General features: G+C 71.2%; 18 protein-coding genes and 1 tRNA gene. 12 read left to right on the top strand and 7 right to left on the bottom strand.

Annotated elements, in window-relative coordinates; all coding sequences use genetic code 11:
* Position 1 precedes the first annotated feature (1 nt).
* The 3 genes from ACOJV9_RS11755 (at position 2) to ACOJV9_RS11745 (ending at position 1,661) form a co-directional block, all read left to right on the top strand.
* Complete coding sequence (locus ACOJV9_RS11755; RefSeq protein WP_420185400.1) at positions 2-292, top strand: muconolactone Delta-isomerase; 291 nt, start codon at positions 2-4, stop codon at positions 290-292.
* On the top strand, positions 292-963 hold the full coding sequence (locus ACOJV9_RS11750) for a 3-oxoacid CoA-transferase subunit A (protein WP_420185399.1): 672 nt from the start codon (positions 292-294) through the stop codon (positions 961-963). The genes ACOJV9_RS11755 and ACOJV9_RS11750 overlap by 1 nt, the downstream gene beginning before the upstream one ends.
* An 80-nt stretch (positions 964-1,043) precedes the next feature.
* Positions 1,044-1,661 carry a 3-oxoacid CoA-transferase subunit B gene (locus ACOJV9_RS11745; RefSeq protein ID WP_420185420.1) on the top strand — a complete coding sequence of 206 codons (618 nt, stop codon included), beginning with the start codon at positions 1,044-1,046 and terminating at the stop codon, positions 1,659-1,661.
* A gap of 133 nt (positions 1,662-1,794) precedes the next feature.
* On the opposite strand, the gene ACOJV9_RS11740 is transcribed toward ACOJV9_RS11745, so the two are convergent.
* Together ACOJV9_RS11740 and ACOJV9_RS11735 are read right to left on the bottom strand one after the other, a co-directional pair.
* Entirely contained in the window at positions 1,795-2,403 is a 609-nt protein-coding gene (locus ACOJV9_RS11740) for a DoxX family protein (RefSeq protein ID WP_420185398.1), read from the bottom strand.
* A 137-nt stretch (positions 2,404-2,540) separates the two neighbouring features.
* Positions 2,541-3,050: a DUF4188 domain-containing protein gene (locus tag ACOJV9_RS11735; protein ID WP_420185397.1), complete on the bottom strand. Its 510-nt coding sequence runs from the start codon at positions 3,048-3,050 to the stop codon at positions 2,541-2,543.
* Positions 3,051-3,165: 115 nt separating this feature from the next.
* On the opposite strand from ACOJV9_RS11735, the gene ACOJV9_RS11730 reads away from it, so the two are divergent.
* Entirely contained in the window at positions 3,166-3,816 is a 651-nt protein-coding gene (locus ACOJV9_RS11730) for a MerR family transcriptional regulator (protein WP_420185396.1), read from the top strand.
* A gap of 24 nt (positions 3,817-3,840) precedes the next feature.
* On the opposite strand, the gene ACOJV9_RS11725 is transcribed toward ACOJV9_RS11730, so the two are convergent.
* Positions 3,841-6,345, bottom strand: a complete 2,505-nt coding sequence (locus ACOJV9_RS11725; protein WP_420185395.1) for a phosphoketolase family protein — start codon at positions 6,343-6,345, stop codon at positions 3,841-3,843.
* Positions 6,346-6,451: 106 nt separating this feature from the next.
* On the opposite strand from ACOJV9_RS11725, the gene ACOJV9_RS11720 reads away from it, so the two are divergent.
* The 6 genes from ACOJV9_RS11720 to ACOJV9_RS11695 all read left to right on the top strand — a co-directional run bounded on the left by ACOJV9_RS11720 (position 6,452) and on the right by ACOJV9_RS11695 (position 11,918).
* Positions 6,452-7,552, top strand: coding sequence for an NYN domain-containing protein (locus ACOJV9_RS11720; protein WP_420185394.1), 1,101 nt, complete (start codon positions 6,452-6,454; stop codon positions 7,550-7,552).
* Positions 7,549-8,793: a glycosyltransferase gene (locus ACOJV9_RS11715; protein ID WP_420185393.1), complete on the top strand. Its 1,245-nt coding sequence runs from the start codon at positions 7,549-7,551 to the stop codon at positions 8,791-8,793. The genes ACOJV9_RS11720 and ACOJV9_RS11715 overlap by 4 nt, the downstream gene beginning before the upstream one ends.
* Before the next feature lie 186 nt (positions 8,794-8,979).
* Positions 8,980-9,062: transfer RNA gene (locus ACOJV9_RS11710), tRNA-Leu, on the top strand.
* A 132-nt stretch (positions 9,063-9,194) separates the two neighbouring features.
* Positions 9,195-9,371, top strand: a complete 177-nt coding sequence (locus tag ACOJV9_RS11705; RefSeq protein WP_420185392.1) for a hypothetical protein — start codon at positions 9,195-9,197, stop codon at positions 9,369-9,371.
* A gap of 77 nt (positions 9,372-9,448) precedes the next feature.
* Entirely contained in the window at positions 9,449-10,720 is a 1,272-nt protein-coding gene (locus ACOJV9_RS11700) for an NAD(P)/FAD-dependent oxidoreductase (protein WP_420185391.1), read from the top strand.
* 64 nt (positions 10,721-10,784) lie between these two features.
* Positions 10,785-11,918, top strand: coding sequence for an alpha/beta fold hydrolase (locus ACOJV9_RS11695; protein WP_420185390.1), 1,134 nt, complete (start codon positions 10,785-10,787; stop codon positions 11,916-11,918).
* On the opposite strand, the gene ACOJV9_RS11690 is transcribed toward ACOJV9_RS11695, so the two are convergent.
* The 3 genes from ACOJV9_RS11690 to ACOJV9_RS11680 form a co-directional block, all read right to left on the bottom strand.
* A complete protein-coding gene (locus tag ACOJV9_RS11690; RefSeq protein ID WP_420185389.1) occupies positions 11,888-12,286 on the bottom strand; it encodes a methyltransferase family protein in 399 nt (132 codons plus the stop codon). The genes ACOJV9_RS11695 and ACOJV9_RS11690 overlap by 31 nt on opposite strands.
* Positions 12,287-12,468: 182 nt before the next feature.
* The gene (locus ACOJV9_RS11685) at positions 12,469-12,675 is read right to left on the bottom strand and encodes a hypothetical protein (RefSeq protein WP_420185388.1); all 207 of its coding nucleotides are present in this window, start codon (positions 12,673-12,675) and stop codon (positions 12,469-12,471) included.
* Positions 12,662-12,958 carry a MerR family transcriptional regulator gene (locus ACOJV9_RS11680; RefSeq protein WP_420185387.1) on the bottom strand — a complete coding sequence of 99 codons (297 nt, stop codon included), beginning with the start codon at positions 12,956-12,958 and terminating at the stop codon, positions 12,662-12,664. The genes ACOJV9_RS11685 and ACOJV9_RS11680 overlap by 14 nt, the downstream gene beginning before the upstream one ends.
* Before the next feature lie 151 nt (positions 12,959-13,109).
* Between ACOJV9_RS11680 and ACOJV9_RS11675 the strand changes: the two genes are divergently transcribed.
* Together ACOJV9_RS11675 and ACOJV9_RS11670 are read left to right on the top strand one after the other, a co-directional pair.
* Positions 13,110-13,541, top strand: a complete 432-nt coding sequence (locus tag ACOJV9_RS11675; protein ID WP_420185386.1) for an Hsp20/alpha crystallin family protein — start codon at positions 13,110-13,112, stop codon at positions 13,539-13,541.
* Between the two features lie 202 nt (positions 13,542-13,743).
* A complete protein-coding gene (locus tag ACOJV9_RS11670; protein ID WP_420185385.1) occupies positions 13,744-14,097 on the top strand; it encodes a J domain-containing protein in 354 nt (117 codons plus the stop codon).
* Positions 14,098-14,113: 16 nt separating this feature from the next.
* On the opposite strand, the gene ACOJV9_RS11665 is transcribed toward ACOJV9_RS11670, so the two are convergent.
* Complete coding sequence (locus ACOJV9_RS11665) at positions 14,114-14,677, bottom strand: dihydrofolate reductase family protein (RefSeq protein ID WP_420185384.1); 564 nt, start codon at positions 14,675-14,677, stop codon at positions 14,114-14,116.
* Positions 14,678-15,014 lie beyond the last annotated feature (337 nt).

Genomic DNA, 15,014 nt, shown 5'->3' with positions numbered 1-15,014 from the left:
CGTGCTGTATGCCGTGACGATGGTCGTCGACATCCCGCGTGACCTCGACGAGGCCGAGCGGACCGAGACGCTGGCCCGGGAGAAGGCGTACTGCCAGGACCTGCAGCGCGGCGGTGAGTGGGTGAGCATCTGGCGGCTGCCGGGGCAGTACGCGAACCTCAGCATCTTCGACGTCGCCGACCACGACCGCCTGCACGAGATCCTCTGGAACCTCCCGCTCTTCGCGTTCATGGAGATCGACGTCCAGCCCCTCGCGCAGCACCCGTCGGCGCTCCCTCCGGGCGAGCGCTGATGGTCGACTTCGTCTCGACGGCGGCCGAGGCCGTCGCGGGGATCGGGAACGGCGCGACGGTGATGGTCGGCGGCTTCGGCGCCGCCGGCCAGCCGGTCGAGCTTCTCGACGCGCTGATCGAGTCAGGCGCCCAGGACCTCACCATCGTCAACAACAACGCCGGCAACGGCGACCTCGGGCTCGCGGCCCTCATCCGCGAGGGCCGGGTCCGCAAGGTGATCTGCTCGTTCCCCCGGCAGAGCGACTCGTGGCACTTCGACGAGAAGTACCGCGCCGGCGAGCTCGAGCTCGAGCTGGTCGCCCAGGGCAACCTCGCCGAGCGGATCCGCGCCGCCGGGGCCGGGATCGGCGGGTTCTTCACTCCGACCGGCTATGGCACGCTGCTGGCCGAGGGCAAGGAGGTCCGTGAGATCGACGGCCGCCACTACGTCCTCGAGCTGCCGCTGCGCGCCGACATCGCCCTCGTCAAGGCGCACGTCGCCGACCAGGCCGGCAACCTCACCTATCGCAAGACGGCGCGCAACTTCGGCCCGATCATGGCAGCGGCCGCGACCACGACGGTCGTCCAGGTCGCCGAGGTCGTGCGGGTCGGCGGCCTCGACCCCGAGAACGTCGTCACCCCGGCGATCTACGTCGACCGGGTCGTGCGTGTGACAGGAGCAGGACAGTGACGCCCACCACCGGGCCCACCCCCGCGGCCGGGACGGCCGAAGCGGCGGGCGGACACGGCATACCGCTGGACAAGAACGGGATGGCCGCCAAGGTGGCGGCCGACATCCCCGACGGGTCGTTCGTCAACCTCGGGATCGGCCTGCCGACGACCGTCTCCAACCACCTCGACCCGGCGTCCGGCGTCACCCTCCACACCGAGAACGGCATGCTCGGCATGGGCCCGGAGGCGCACGGCGACGACGTCGACCTGGACCTCATCAACGCCGGCAAGATCCCCGTCACCGAGCTGCCTGGGGCGTCCTACTTCCACCACGCCGACTCGTTCGCGATGATGCGCGGCGGACACCTCGACATCTGCGTCCTCGGTGCCTACCAGGTGTCGGCAACGGGCGACCTCGCCAACTGGCACACCGGCCGGCCCGACGACATCCCGGCGGTGGGCGGCGCGATGGACCTCGCGCTCGGGGCCAAGGAGACGTTCGTGATGATGACGCTCCTCGCCCGCGACGGAACGCCGAAGCTCGTGCCCGAGTGCACCTTCCCGCTGACCGGCGTCGGATGCGTCTCGCGGATCTACACCGACCTCGCGACGTTCGTTCTCACCGAGGCCGGGGTCGAGGTGCGCGAGACCTTCGGCACGACCTTCGCCGAGCTCGAGTCCCTGCTCGACGTCCCCCTCGTCAACGCCACCGCCTGACCCCGGCTCATCCTTCGACCAAGAGGTCACGAACTGTCGCGACAGTTCGTGACCAATTGGTCGAAGGATGTGCACGGGGCGGGCAGGAGTCGGCCGCCGCACCGGAGGGATGCGACGGCCGGGCCAGGTGTCGTCAGCGAAGGATGCTGTCGCTGCCGACGATCCTGCTCCACCAGCGACCGAGCCCGAGCGTGTCGCCGGAGAAGGTGTAGGCGAGGACGATGAGGGCCAGCGCCTCGATCCAGTGGCTGTCGAAGATCGGGTTGGTGAAGCCTTCACCGTCGCGGCCGATGGGGAGCTCCGCGACGTACATGAGGGCCATGAGCAGGGTGCCACCCCAGGCCGCGATCTTCATGCCGGCTCCGGCGAGGAACGCGACGCCGATGCCGAGCAGGCCGAACATGAACAGGTAGTCCCAGACCCCTCCGGCGAAGTTGGCGAAGAAGCCGCCGAACGGCCCCTCGACGACGGCGGGGTTCTTCGTGAGGAACCCGGTCGTCGGTGAGCCTCCGTTGACCCAGGCGTTCTCGGCCGGCGTGCTGTAGCCGAGGCCGAAGAGCTTGTCGAGGAAGGGCCACAGGAAGGTGAAGCCGAGGACGTAGCGGAGTCCGACCAGGGCCCACCGGGCGACCGGGTTGCGGACGACGTCCTCCATGTGGGTGATGCCGTCGACATCGTGGGCGGTGTGGTCGCGGGTCGTGATGGTGGCCCGGACCGCCTCGGTGCTCTTGGTGGCGTTCATGGTGTCTACCTCCAGTTGGTAGGTGGTCCGGTGGGGCGGTCCCTCCGGTACCTCCGACGTTAGGTGTGGCGACGAGAACGCGCTTGGGACATAGGTCCCGGCGTCACGACGGTCGTCGCGTGACCTGCGTCACCGGGTCAGGCGACGCGTGAGCCGAGGCGCTCGCGGGCCGACCGGCCGCGACGCTCCACCGGGACGGTGCCCACGATCCCGCCGAGACCGACTCCTTCGGCACCGCCGTAGATCGTCTCGACAGCCCCTGCGCGGACGGCATACGTCTCGTGCCAGATGCCCACGGCGCCAGGGCTCTTGCGCACCGACTGGTTGAACGCCCGCCACGCCGGCAGGTGGGCGTTGTCGGTGGAGCCGGCATAGGCGTAGAGCTGCTCGGTCGAGCGCCACCACTGCAGGACCGTCGGACCCTTCGCGCCGACCATGGTGTTCGCGCCGAGGAAGCCGAGGTCCTGCGCCTCGCCGCGCGCGGCAGCGGCCTTGTTGCGCTCGAGCTCGGCGATCATCCTCGGCATCGCGATGAAGACGGGCAGCCACAGGTCCGGACGGTGCGGCTTGCGGACGACCATTCCGATGTGGAAGACGACGAGGTCTCCGTCGTGGGAGTGCGTGGTGCGGGTGTAGGGCGCGGACATGGGACGACTCCTCAATAAGATAGTGGCACTATCTGATGCTCGTCCCAGTTTGGGGAGCGCTACTATCCAATGTCAAGAACTTTCCCGGTCGAACCCCCAGAGCAGGAGGTATGCCGTGCGGCTCGCCGAGCTGTCCGACTCCACCGGCGTCGCGGTCGCGACCCTGAAGTACTACCTGCGCGAGGGCCTGCTCCACCCCGGCCGCACCGTGTCGCGCACCCAGGCCGACTACGACGAGACCCATGTCGACCGGGTGCGGCTCGTGCGGGCCCTCATCGAGGTCGGCGGGATGTCCCTGGCGGCCGTCAAGCGCGTCCTCGACGTCCTCACCACGCCGGGGGAACAGCGGCTCGAGGTGCTCGAGGCCGCCCAGCGCACGCTGGCGCGCGAGGGCAGCGCCCCGGCGGCGTGCGGCGTCGACGGTGGGCCCCCCCGGGGGCGCGTGCACGAGTGGATGGACCGCCGCGGGTGGCTGGTGGACCCCGCCGACCCGTTCATCGCGGACCTCGAGCGGACCTGGTCGGCCTGCGACGACGTCGGCATCGGCTTCGACGAGGAGCGGCTCGACCGCTACGCCGACCACATGGAGGGGGTCGCCGAGGTCGACGTGCGCTCCGTGCCCGCCGATCCGCAGGCGGCCGTCAGGCACGTCATCCTCGGCACCGTGCTCGTCGACCCGGTCCTCATCGCCCTGCGCCGGCTGGCCCAGCAGCACGTCTCGCGGACGCTCGAGAGGGTGGACCCGGCGGGCCCACCCTCTCGGTAGCAGCTGCGGGAGCAGCCGGTCAGCTCACTCGTTGTCGCCGCCGGTCTCGGCCACGCGGTCGGCGTTGGGGCCGCCTTCCTTCGTGCCGGTCTCGCCCACGTCGGACCAGACCCAGTCACGGACCTCGGGCAGGTCCTCGCCGTGCGTCACGGCATACGCCCGCGCCTCGAAACGCTTGTCCTGCATGCGTTGCCGCAACCCGGCTGCTCGCGAGCCGAGGCTCGGCACGCGGTCGATGACGTCGATGACGAGGTGGTAGCGGTCGAGGTCGTTGAGCATGACCATGTCGAAGGGCGTGGTCGTCGTGCCCTCCTCCTTGTAGCCGCGCACGTGCAGGTTCGCGTGCCCGGTGCGGCGGTAGGTCAGCCGGTGGATGAGCCACGGGTAGCCGTGGTACGCGAAGATCACCGGCTTGTCGGGGGTGAAGATCGTGTCGAAGTCGCGGTTGCTCAGACCGTGCGGGTGCTCGAACTCGTCCTGGAGCCGCATGAGGTCGACGACGTTGACGACGCGCACCCTGAGCTCGGGAAGGTTCTCGCGCAACAGGTGCACCGCCGCCATGACCTCGACGGTCGGCACGTCACCCGCGCACGCGAGGACGACGTCGCACTCCTCGGAGGCGCCCTCCGTGCCGGCCCACTCCCAGATGCCGAGGCCACGGTGGCAGTGCAGGATCGCCTCGTCCACGGACAGCCACGTCGGCCCGGGCTGCTTGCCAGCGACGACGACGTTGACGTACTGGTCGGTGCGCAGCAGGTGGTCCCACGTCGACAGCAGCGTGTTGGCATCCGGCGGCAGGTAGACCCGGATGATGTCGGCCTTCTTGTTGACCACGTGGTCGATGAAGCCGGGGTCCTGGTGGCTGAAGCCGTTGTGGTCCTGGCGCCACACGTGCGAGCTGAGCAGGTAGTTGAGCGAGGGGATCGGCCGCCGCCACTCGATGTCGTTGGTGACCTTGAGCCACTTGGCGTGCTGGTTGAACATCGAGTCGACGAGGTGGATGAACGCCTCGTAGCTGCTCATCATCCCGTGCCGCCCGGTGAGCAGGTAGCCCTCGAGCCAGCCCTGGCACTGGTGCTCGCTGAGCATCTCGAGCACCTTGCCGACGCGGTGCATCGGCTCGCCAGCGTCCAACGGCTCGTATGCCGCGTTCCACTGCTTCGGGGTGACGTCGAAGACGCCGCCCAGCCGGTTCGACGCGGTCTCGTCCGGCCCGAAGATGCGGAAGTTGTCGGGGTTGGCGCGCATCACCTCGGCGAGCCAGTTGCCGAGGACGCGGGTGGCCTCGGCCACCGTCCCGCCCGGCTCGTCGACCTGCACGGCGAAGTCGCGGAAGTCGGGCAGCCGCAGCGGCCGCTTGAGCAGGCCGCCGTTGGCGTGCGGGTTCGCGCCCATCCGCAGCTCGCCCTCGGGAGCCAGTGAGGCAATGTCGGCGTCGAGCCGGCCCTCGTCGTCGAAGAGCTCGTCGGCGGCATAGGACTGCAGCCAGTCCTCGAGGTCCTGAAGGTGCTCGTCGGTGTCGCGGGCGCTGGCGAGCGGCACCTGGTGGCTGCGCCAGTGGCCCTCGGTGACCTTGCCGTCGATGGTCTTCGGCCCGGTCCAGCCCTTGGGGTGCTCGAAGACGATCATCGGCCAGCGGGGCCGCTCCACGTTGTCGGCGCCAGCGGCCGCGGCATCGGCCTTGATCGTCGCGATGTGGTCCATCACCTCGTCGAGCAGCTCGGCGAAGCGGCGGTGGTAGTCCTCCGGCGACTCGTCGTCGAAGCCGGCCCTGAAGAAGTACGGCGTGTGGCCGTAGCCGACCATGAGCGACTCGAGCTCCTCGTGGCTGATCCGGGCGAGGACCGTCGGGTTGGCGATCTTGTAGCCGTTGAGGTGCAGCACCGGCAGGACGACGCCGTCGGTCGCCGGGTTGGCGAACTTGTTGGCGTGCCAGCTGGTCGCCAGCGGCCCGGTCTCGGCCTCGCCGTCCCCGACGACGGCGAAGACGAGCAGGTCGGGGTTGTCGAGCGCCGCGCCGTAGGCGTGCGAGAGGGCGTAGCCGAGCTCACCGCCCTCGTGGATGGACCCGGGGGTCTCCGGTGCGACGTGCGAGGGGATGCCACCGGGGAAGCTGAACTGCTTGAACAGCCGCCTGATGCCCGGCTCGTCGGGCGTGATGTCGTGGTAGGTCTCGCTGTAGGTGCCCTCGAGGTAGGTGTTGGCGACGAGGCCGGGTCCGCCGTGGCCGGGGCCGGTGATGTAGATCGTCTGCTGCTTCCGCTCGTCGATCACCCGGTTGAGGTGTGCGTAGAGGAAGTTGAGGCCGGGCGTGGTGCCCCAGTGCCCGAGCAGGCGCGGCTTGACGTGGTCGCGGTGCAGCGGCTCGCGCAGCAGCGGGTTGTCGAGCAGGTAGATCTGCCCGACGGAGAGGTAGTTCGCGGCGCGCCACCACCGGTGGATGCGGTCGAGCGTCGCCGTGTCGAGCTCGGCGGCCCCGCTGTCCCCCCTCGACTGCCAGACGGGGGCTGGGTCGGGCCTGGAGCTCATACAGCGGTCCTCTCGTCGGGGTGTCCACGTGCCCTACCCACGATAGTGACGGGCCACTCCCGCCCACGTGGCATCGGGAAGGACGGCCGGCTGACACAGTGGGGACATGAGGTCCTGGTGCGCGGTCTACGTCGACGTCGGTTATCTGCTGGCGTCCGCGGCCACCCGCGTCACCGGCTCCTCGCTGCGCAGCAGCGTCGAGGTCGACTACCCCGGGCTCGTGGCGGCCCTCGTGCGGCAGGTCGAGGCCGACTCGGGGCTGCCCGTCCTGCGGGTCAACTGGTACGACTCCGGCGCCCGCCCCGGCGGCCAGCCCGACCACCACCAGGACCAGATCGGTCTGCTGCCGCAGGTCAAGCTCCGGCTCGGACGGTTGTCGTATGCCGGGGAGCAGAAGGGTGTCGACGTGCGCCTCGGTCTCGACCTCGCCCTCCAGGGCAGGTCCCGCGTCGCCGACGTGGTCTACCTCGTGTCGGGCGACGACGACCTCACTGAAGCGGTCGAGGAGGCGCAGGGGGCGGGCGTCCAGGTCAAGCTCCTCTCCGTCCCCGACGTCAACGGGCTGTCCCACGCGGTCTCCAAGCACCTGCGCCGGGCGGCCGACAGCGAGCTCCTCGTCGACTGCGAGACCATCGACACCTGCGTGCGCTCGCGGGCCCTCGCGCCGGGGCTCGTCCCGACCGCCGGTGACGAGGGCGGCGACCTCGAGATCGACGTCGAGGTCGCTGACGCGGTGGTCGCGTCGGCGTCGGCCGACGACGATCTCGACGGAGCCACGGTGGCCCCGGTGGTGCCAGAGGAGGTTTCGTCGCCCGTCGACGCTGTCCCCCAGGCCGAGCTGGTCCCGGAGCCCGAGCCGGACGGCATACCGGTGGGGGTGCCGTCCCCGGCCGTCCTCGGACGGAAGCGGGCCACGGAGCTCGTGCTGCCGCCGCCGCCCGGGTGGTCGGCCGGCGGGGACGTCGAGGCGGGCGTCGCGCTCTTCGACGCGGTCGCGTATGCCGTCGTGTCGTCGTGGTGCCGCACCGCCACCCCTGCGTCGCTCGCCGAGCTGCGGGCGTCGCGCCCGACCATCCCGGGGGAGCTCGACCGCGCGCTGCTGCTCGACCTGTCGAGCCGGTCCGGTGCCTACGACATCGACGACACCGCTCGCCACCAGGTGCGAGAGCGCTTCTGGCACCACGTCGGCCGGGTCCGCCTGTCGTGAAGGTCAACGTCCTCGCGGCCGGGTCGCGCGGTGACGTGCAGCCGATGGTGGCCCTCGGCGTCGGCATGACTCGAGCCGGGCACGAGGTGACGATCTGTGCCGGCGACGACTTCGAGCCGCTGGTCACGGGGCACGGCCTGCGGTTCGTCCCGGCCGGGCTGCGGATCGAGGAGCTCATCGGCTCCGAGCTCGGGGTGGCGTGGCTGGGGCACTCGAGCAGCAACCCGTTCCTCGAGCTGCGGGCGCTCAAGCGGTTCGTGCGGCTCAGCGTCGAGGAGTATGCCGGCGCGTTCCTCCCGCTCGCCGGCTCCGCCGACCTGTGGCTCAGTGGGTTGCTCACGCTGCACGCGGCGGATGCCCTGGCCTCGGTGGGCGGCGGGAGGCATGTCGTCGCCGAGTTCGCGCCGATGCGGCCGGCCAAACTGGGCGCGTCGGGTCTGGGGCCGGTGCTGCCGGGGCGGTCGTCGTGGCTCAACGCGGTGGCGGGGCGGACGCTGCTCGAGGTGGTGGGCTCGGTGTTCTCCCCACCGGGCGACGAGGTGCGGCGCGAGCTGGGTCTGGCGGCGACCGGGCGGCGCGGGGTGGTCGAGGCGATCCGGCGCACTCCCGGGCTGGTCGCCGCCTCTCCCTTGGTCGTGCCGCCGGCGCCGGACTGGCGCGGGAAGGCCGAGGTCACCGGCTACTGGTTCCTCGACGACACGCAGGCGCCGCCGGCCGGGGACCCGGGGCTCGCCGGATGGGTCGCGGGAGGCGAGCGGCCGGCATACGTGGGGTTCGGGTCGATGTCGACGCGGGAGGCGGACCGGGTCAGCGCCCTCGTGGCGGAGGCCGCGCGGGCCGCCCGGGTCCGGGTCGTGCTGCACCGCGGCTCGGCCGGGCTGGAGTCGCTCGACGACGCGTGGGTGCGAGCCGCGGGGGATGTGCCGCACGGGTGGCTGCTGCCGCGGATGGTGGGGGTCGTGCACCACGGCGGCGCGGGGACGACGGGGGCGACGCTGCGGGCGGGGGTGCCGCAGGCGGTGGTGGCGCACATCGGGGACCAGCCGTACTGGGGGCGGCGGGTGTGGGAGCTCGGCGTCGCGGCGCAGCCGATCCGACGGCACGAGCTGTCGGTGGGGTGGCTCACCGAGGTGCTGCGGGGGTTCGCGCGGGGCGAGTGCGCGTCGCGGGCCGCAGCGGTCGGGGCGCAGGTCCGGGACGAGGACGGGGTCGGGCGAGCGGTCGAGCTGCTCTCCCGCTGACGGCTGCCCCGCGACCTACCGCACAGGAAGGGGTGTGACCACGCCCCTTCCTGTGCGGTAGGTGCGGATGCGGCTGGTGCAACGGGGGAGTCGGAGCCGACCGAGTCGTCGCGGGCGGGCGGACGGCATACGGGCTGGTGGTTTGGATGAGGTGGGGTGCGTGCGGCACACTGGTCCACGTTCCCGGCGCAAGTGGCGGAACGGCAGACGCGCTGCGTTCAGGTCGCAGTGTCCGAAAGGGCGTGGGGGTTCAAATCCCCCCTTGCGCACACATGTGATGTCTCAGGACATCGGCAAGACCCCGGACCTCCACGGTCCGGGGTCTTGCTGTGTGTGCCACGTGCGCGCGCACCGGTTGGGGCGTCGCGAGCGCCGTCCGAGGGGTGGCTAGGGTGGACGGCGTGATGGCGTTCCCGTCGGCGACCCTCTCGGCCCAGACCGAGCGGTCCCACGTGCCATCGCACGTGCCGTCCGGCGCCGCGCTGCTCGCGCTGAGGGCCAGCGAAGAGGCTCGCGGCATCACCGGCCTCGACGTCCTGCGCCGCAGCGTCGACCGCGCGCCGCCGACCTCCGTCTGAGTCCTCGCCACCCCCCGCTGAGCTCAACGCTCGCGGCTGCCCAGTCCCCACTTCATATCTGTCGCAGAAGGTCTCTCATGTCTCAGCACGTTGCCGTCGTCGGTGCCGGAATGGTCGGGCTCTCCACGGCCTGGTTCCTCCAGCAGCACGGTCTCCAGGTCACGGTGTACGACCGTGACCACGTCGCCGCCGGCTCCTCCTGGGGGAATGCCGGGTGGCTCACGCCCGCGCTGACGGCGCCGCTGCCGGAGCCGGCCGTCCTGGGCTACGGGATCAAGGCGGTGCTGAGCCCGTCCTCCCCGGTCTACGTCCCACTGTCGCCCAAGCTGCGGCTGCTGCAGTTCCTCGCCGGCTTCACCCGTGCCAGCACGCACCGGCGGTGGGGCCTCGGCATGCGCGCCTACGCGCCGCTGAACCGACTCGCGCTCGGGGCCTTCGACGAGCTGACCGGGGGTGGCGTCGACGGCGAGACGCTCGAGGCCGACCCGTTCCTCGCCTGTTACCGGACCGAGGCGGAGCGAACCGCCATGCTCACCGAGCTCGAGCACATCGCCGCCGCGGGTCAGGACGTGTCGTTCGACCTCCTCACCGGTGACGAGGTGCGGACGGCGGAGCCGTCGTTGTCGCCCGCCGTCGGCGCCGCGGTGCGCCTGCACGGCCAGCGCTACCTCAACCCACCCGAGTTCGTCCGAGCCCTGGCCGCGTCGGTCCGTGACCGCGGGGGCGAGATCGTCGAACGCACCACCGTCACCGACGTCGAGCAGCTGACCGAGGGGGCGCGCGTCACTGCCCACCGAGGCGCGGCCGACGACCGGGTCGAGGTGACCGACCGCTTCGACTCCGTCGTGCTCGCGCACGGTGCGTGGATCGGCGGTCTCGCCCGGAAGTTCGGGGTGCGGGAGCCGGTGCAGGCCGGTCGCGGCTACTCCTTCAGCGTCGCGTGCGAGCGTATGCCGTCCGGCCCGGTCTACTTCCCGAGCCAGCGGGTGGCCTGCACGCCCCTGCTCACCGAGACCGGTCCGCGCCTGCGGGTCGCGGGGATGATGGAGTTCCGCTCGCCGGACGCCGCCCTCGACCCGCGCCGCATCGACGCGATCGTCGAGGCGACCCGTCCGCTGGTGACCGGTGTCGACCTCGACGACCGCAGGGACGAGTGGGTCGGCTCGCGACCCTGCACCGCCGACGGGCTGCCGCTGGTCGGCGCCACCAACGCTCCGTCCGTCTTCGTGGCCGGTGGTCACGGGATGTGGGGCATCGCCCTCGGTCCGCTCACCGGCCGGCTGCTGGCCGAGCGGATCGCCTCCGGGCGCACGCCGGCCGAGCTCGTGGCGCTCGACCCGCTGCGCTGAGCCGGCGCCCCGCGCGCTGAAAGGCTCTGGCGCGAGGCGGGAAACCGGAGGATGGTGAGGAGGCGTGAGTCCCGGCCCCACGCCTCTGCCGGCCACCTGTCCCATCGGGTGGCAGCCACAGCCGTTGGCTCCCGTGTTCCACGGGGCCCGAAGCCTCGGTCCGGCTGACGGCGCCCCGGTGCCGCTGCGGATCTGGTTCCCCAGCCTCGATGGGGCCGTCGAGAGTGCGCCGCTGCTCGAGGGGTGCGGTCGCTACCCGCTCATCCTCTTCTGCCACGGCCACTGCAGCGGTGACACCGAGCACTACCGCCGGTGGTCGTTCCTCCCGTCGCTGCTCGCTCGCGCCGGCTACGTCATCGTGGTGCCGCACCTCGCCGGCAACGCCAGTGGCAGCAGCCCGTCGGTGAGCACGCACCCCGACGAGGCCACCCTGGACGCCGTGCTGGCGTGGGCGCGCACCGGGTGGGAGCACGCCGACGTGCTGCTGCCACCGCCCGCCACGGCCGTGGTCGGCCACAGCTTCGGCGCGATGCTCGGGGCCCGGTTCGCGGTCGGTCGCCCGATCTCTGCGTATGCCGGTCTCAGCGGCGGTTGGCAGGACTGGTTCGGGGACGAGCCGTTCCCGCTGACGTTGCTGGACCTGCCGACCCTGCTCGTCTGGGGGAACGGCTTCGACCTCTTCTCGCCACTGCCGCAGGCGACGTGGGACGCGATGCGCCGACCACGACACCGGGTCGTCTTCGCCGAGGGCGAGCACTGGGACTATCTGGGGAACCACATCGCGGCGCCGTGCCGGCCCGGCGCCGGCGCGTGTCCGCACGTGGCTGCGGCGACGGGCGACCTGCTCGCGATGTTCCTCGGTCGTCACCTGCCTCCGGAGTGCGCCACCGCGGGGGTTGATCGGATCCCGCAGGACCTCGCGCCACCGGCCCTGGTGCTCACGGCGGAGCAGGAGTTCTTCGCCGGGGCGTGGCTGGGCGACTTCTCTGCGCTCGGCGGCAACGCCGAGTGCGGCGTGACCGTCACCGTCGAGCCGGCGCCTCTGGTCGCGAACCGCCGCACGAGAGAGACGCATTCGCTCGACCACCCGTGCGAGTGGGTGTCACAGATCGCCTTCGGCAACCGTCGGCTGGTGACCGAGAAACCTCCCGGCGATCGCTGGTGCGACTACTGCTTCCCGAGCCTGGCCGACGGCTGAGACGGGTTGCGGCCCTGGCGGAGGCCGAAGGACCGGTGGTCGACCCAGCGGGGCGTCGTTGCCCGGTAGGCGTCGTAGGCCGGCCCGAACTTCTCGAGCAGCGCCTCCTCCTCGGGCCGGATCTGGGCACGGTCGATGAAGGCGACGAAGCCCGCGACCGGCAGGACGGCCTTCCACGACCCCCGCCAGAGCGCGTGCGCCAGAAGGAGACCGGTCAGGCCGGCATACATGGGGTTTCTCGTGATGGCGTTCGGACCGCTCGTCACGAGGGTGGACGCGCGGTCGGGCTGGAACGGCTCGAGGGTCGTCCCGCTCCGAACGAAGCGGCTCGCTGCTCCGCCGGCCATGGCTGCCGACGCTAGTGTCATCGCGGCCGCCGTTGCGGTGCGGCTCCGCGATGTTGAACGGGTCTTCCCGGCGAGGGCGCGCTGGGCCAGGGCTGCCGCGAGGGCAGCAACCGGGGGTGGGATGACGGGCACGTTCCCACCTTCCGCCTCCTGCTTGCTCTTGTCGAGGGGCCCGGCGATGTCGGACGTCCCGAGGGCGGCGGTCAGGTCTCGTGAGGGGCGTACTCCTCGTCCGGGTCGCCGACCACTTCCTGCGCCTGCTCGAGGCGGTCGGCCTCGTCCCCGTCCGGGCCACCGGGAGCCGGCCACTCCTCGTCGACACTGACCCTCGGGTCGGCCTGCTGCTCCTGTTCGAGCCGGTCGACCTCCGGGATCGCGCCGTCGAGGGGGGTCTCGTCAGATCGAGCCATGGGTGCGCCTCCGTTCGTGTCGCAGTCGAGCGTTCTCCGCCTCCAGGTACAGGACCATGGCGATGCCGGCCAGATTGAGACCCGCAGCGAGAAGCTCGCCGATCCGCCGCAGCCGGTCCAGGTCGTTGGCGCTGTAGCGGCGGGTGCCCCCGTCGGTGCGCTCGGGCGTGAGCAGACCGCGCGCCTCGTAAAGGCGGAGGTTCTGCACGCCCATGCCGACGAGGTCAGCGGCCACGGAGATGCCGTACACGCCGCGGTCCCCGTCGTGAGGGCTCTTCGCCATGTCCCGGTCCTTCCCTTGCACCATCTGGGTGGTGCCTCTTGCCATCACTATGCCGGTCGTGCTACAAAAAATCTATAGCGGTTGCCACAGAAGTGCGCGGCTGGGGCGCCGCCCACTCAGTCAAGTTCGAAGCACCATGGAGGTGAACACGATGCTCATGCGCACCGACCCATTCCGTGAGCTGGACCGCCTGACCCAGCAGCTCCTCGCCCCGCAGGGCCGCCTGGCGCAGCTCGCCGCGATGCCGATGGATGCGTGGCGAGACGGCGACAGCTTCCACGTCGAGTTCGACCTGCCCGGTGTCACCCGGGACTCGATCGACATCGACGCCGAGAGCAATGTCGTCACCATCAAGGCCGAGCGCCCGACCCGGGCCAGCGACGCGGAGCTCCTTGCGTCCGAGCGCCCGCGTGGGGTGTTCAGCCGCCAGCTCGTCCTCGGTGACAACCTCGACACCGAGCGCATCGAGGCGGCATACGAGAACGGTGTGCTCACGCTGACGATCCCGATCGCCCAGCAGGCGAAGCCGCGCAAGATCGAGATCGGCGGCAGCACCGAGGGTCAGAAGGCCATCGACGCCTGACCCGTGGTCGCCCGCTCACTCGAGCGGGCGACCTCTCTCGACCGACCTCGCCCGGGCCGCGTTCGTTTCTGGCGCCAGACGCAGCCTGCGCGACGCCCACGCCTTGACGGCGTACCCGTTCGCACCCGGGCGAGGTCCACCTATTTCTTCACCCAGCCCGTCAGGGCACTCAGGTCAGAGGAAAAGGACTGTCGGCGAAGCCGTGACCAGCGAAGCGAGCGACCTCTACCGCGTCCTGGGCGTGACACCGGGAGCGACCCAGGCGGAGGTCCGGCGTGCCTACCTGTCGTTGATGCGCCAGAACCACCCGGACACGCGCCCGTCGTCCGACCCGTCGGGCCCTGGGGTCTCGGACGCGGCGCTCCAGGAAGCGCTGGCGGCATACACGATCCTCGGGGACCCGGAGCGCCGAGCCGGCTACGACGAGCGCGTGGCTCGCCAGCACACCCCGTCTGCCAGCCCGGCCGCGCCCCGCCCGGTGCCGCGCTCCTTTCGAACCGATCCACGACAGCCGCCGATCACGGTCGGCCCCGTGCGCTGGCACCGCAGCCGGTGACCGCCGGCGCGGGCCGTCACAACGGTGGACCGTCGAGCACCGTGGGCACGTACTCCATCATCTGCAGCCGGCCGTCGAACGTGCGGTGCTCGACGGTCTCGAGCGCCACGTCGGGCCAGTCGGTGTAGAAGTGCTCGCGGCCCGAGGCGCCGGTCACGACCGGGAAGACGACGACCCGGAGCCGGTCGACGAGGCCCGTCATGACGAGCGAGCGACAGAGGCTGAGGCTGCCAATGGTGCGCAGCTGGGTGTCGCCCTCCTGCTTCATCTCCCGCACGGCCTCTACGGCATCCCGGTCGACGAGGCGCGTGTTCGCCCAGGCGAGCGGCTCGGTCAGGGTGGACGAGAACACGACCTTGTCCATCTCGGTGAGGGCGGTCATGTCCTCCTCGCCCGACTCGACGAAGCCGGCGAACATCCGATAGGTGGTGGCGCCCATCAGTGACGTGGACGGGGTGTTCGCCTGTTCCTCCAGCCAGGCGAAGTACTCCGGCCCGCCCATTCCCCACAGGCCTGGCCAGCCCTCCGCCGAGGCGAAGCCGTCCAACGACGTGATGACGTCGACCATGAGCGGCGACATCGCTCCTCCTTCCTTTCCTGCTCTCTCGAGGTTGGCGCGTCCACGCAGCGGGCACAACTCCCCGAGGAGGTCAGGAAGGCGATCGTCCGGGATCGGCCCTACCGTGCCGGCATGGACGAATTGCAGACACCAGGCTTCCCCGAGCCGCCGGCCGGGGGCGACGAGGTCCTCACCCTGTTGGGGTCCCTCGAACGGCAGCGCGCCACCTTCGCGGCGGAGCGAGGCGGTCATGCAGATGCAGGACCGTCACATGCCGAGCCGTGGCGTACACCGGCACGCGGCCGCCGTCGACATCGAAAGGCGGCACACTGACCGGCGCGTGTCATAGCCTGACCTC

The organism is Knoellia terrae (genome assembly GCF_048606435.1).
GTDB lineage: Bacteria > Actinomycetota > Actinomycetes > Actinomycetales > Dermatophilaceae > Knoellia > Knoellia terrae.
Note: the sequence above shows the minus strand (reverse complement) of the source record. Positions and strands in the feature narration are given on the sequence as shown.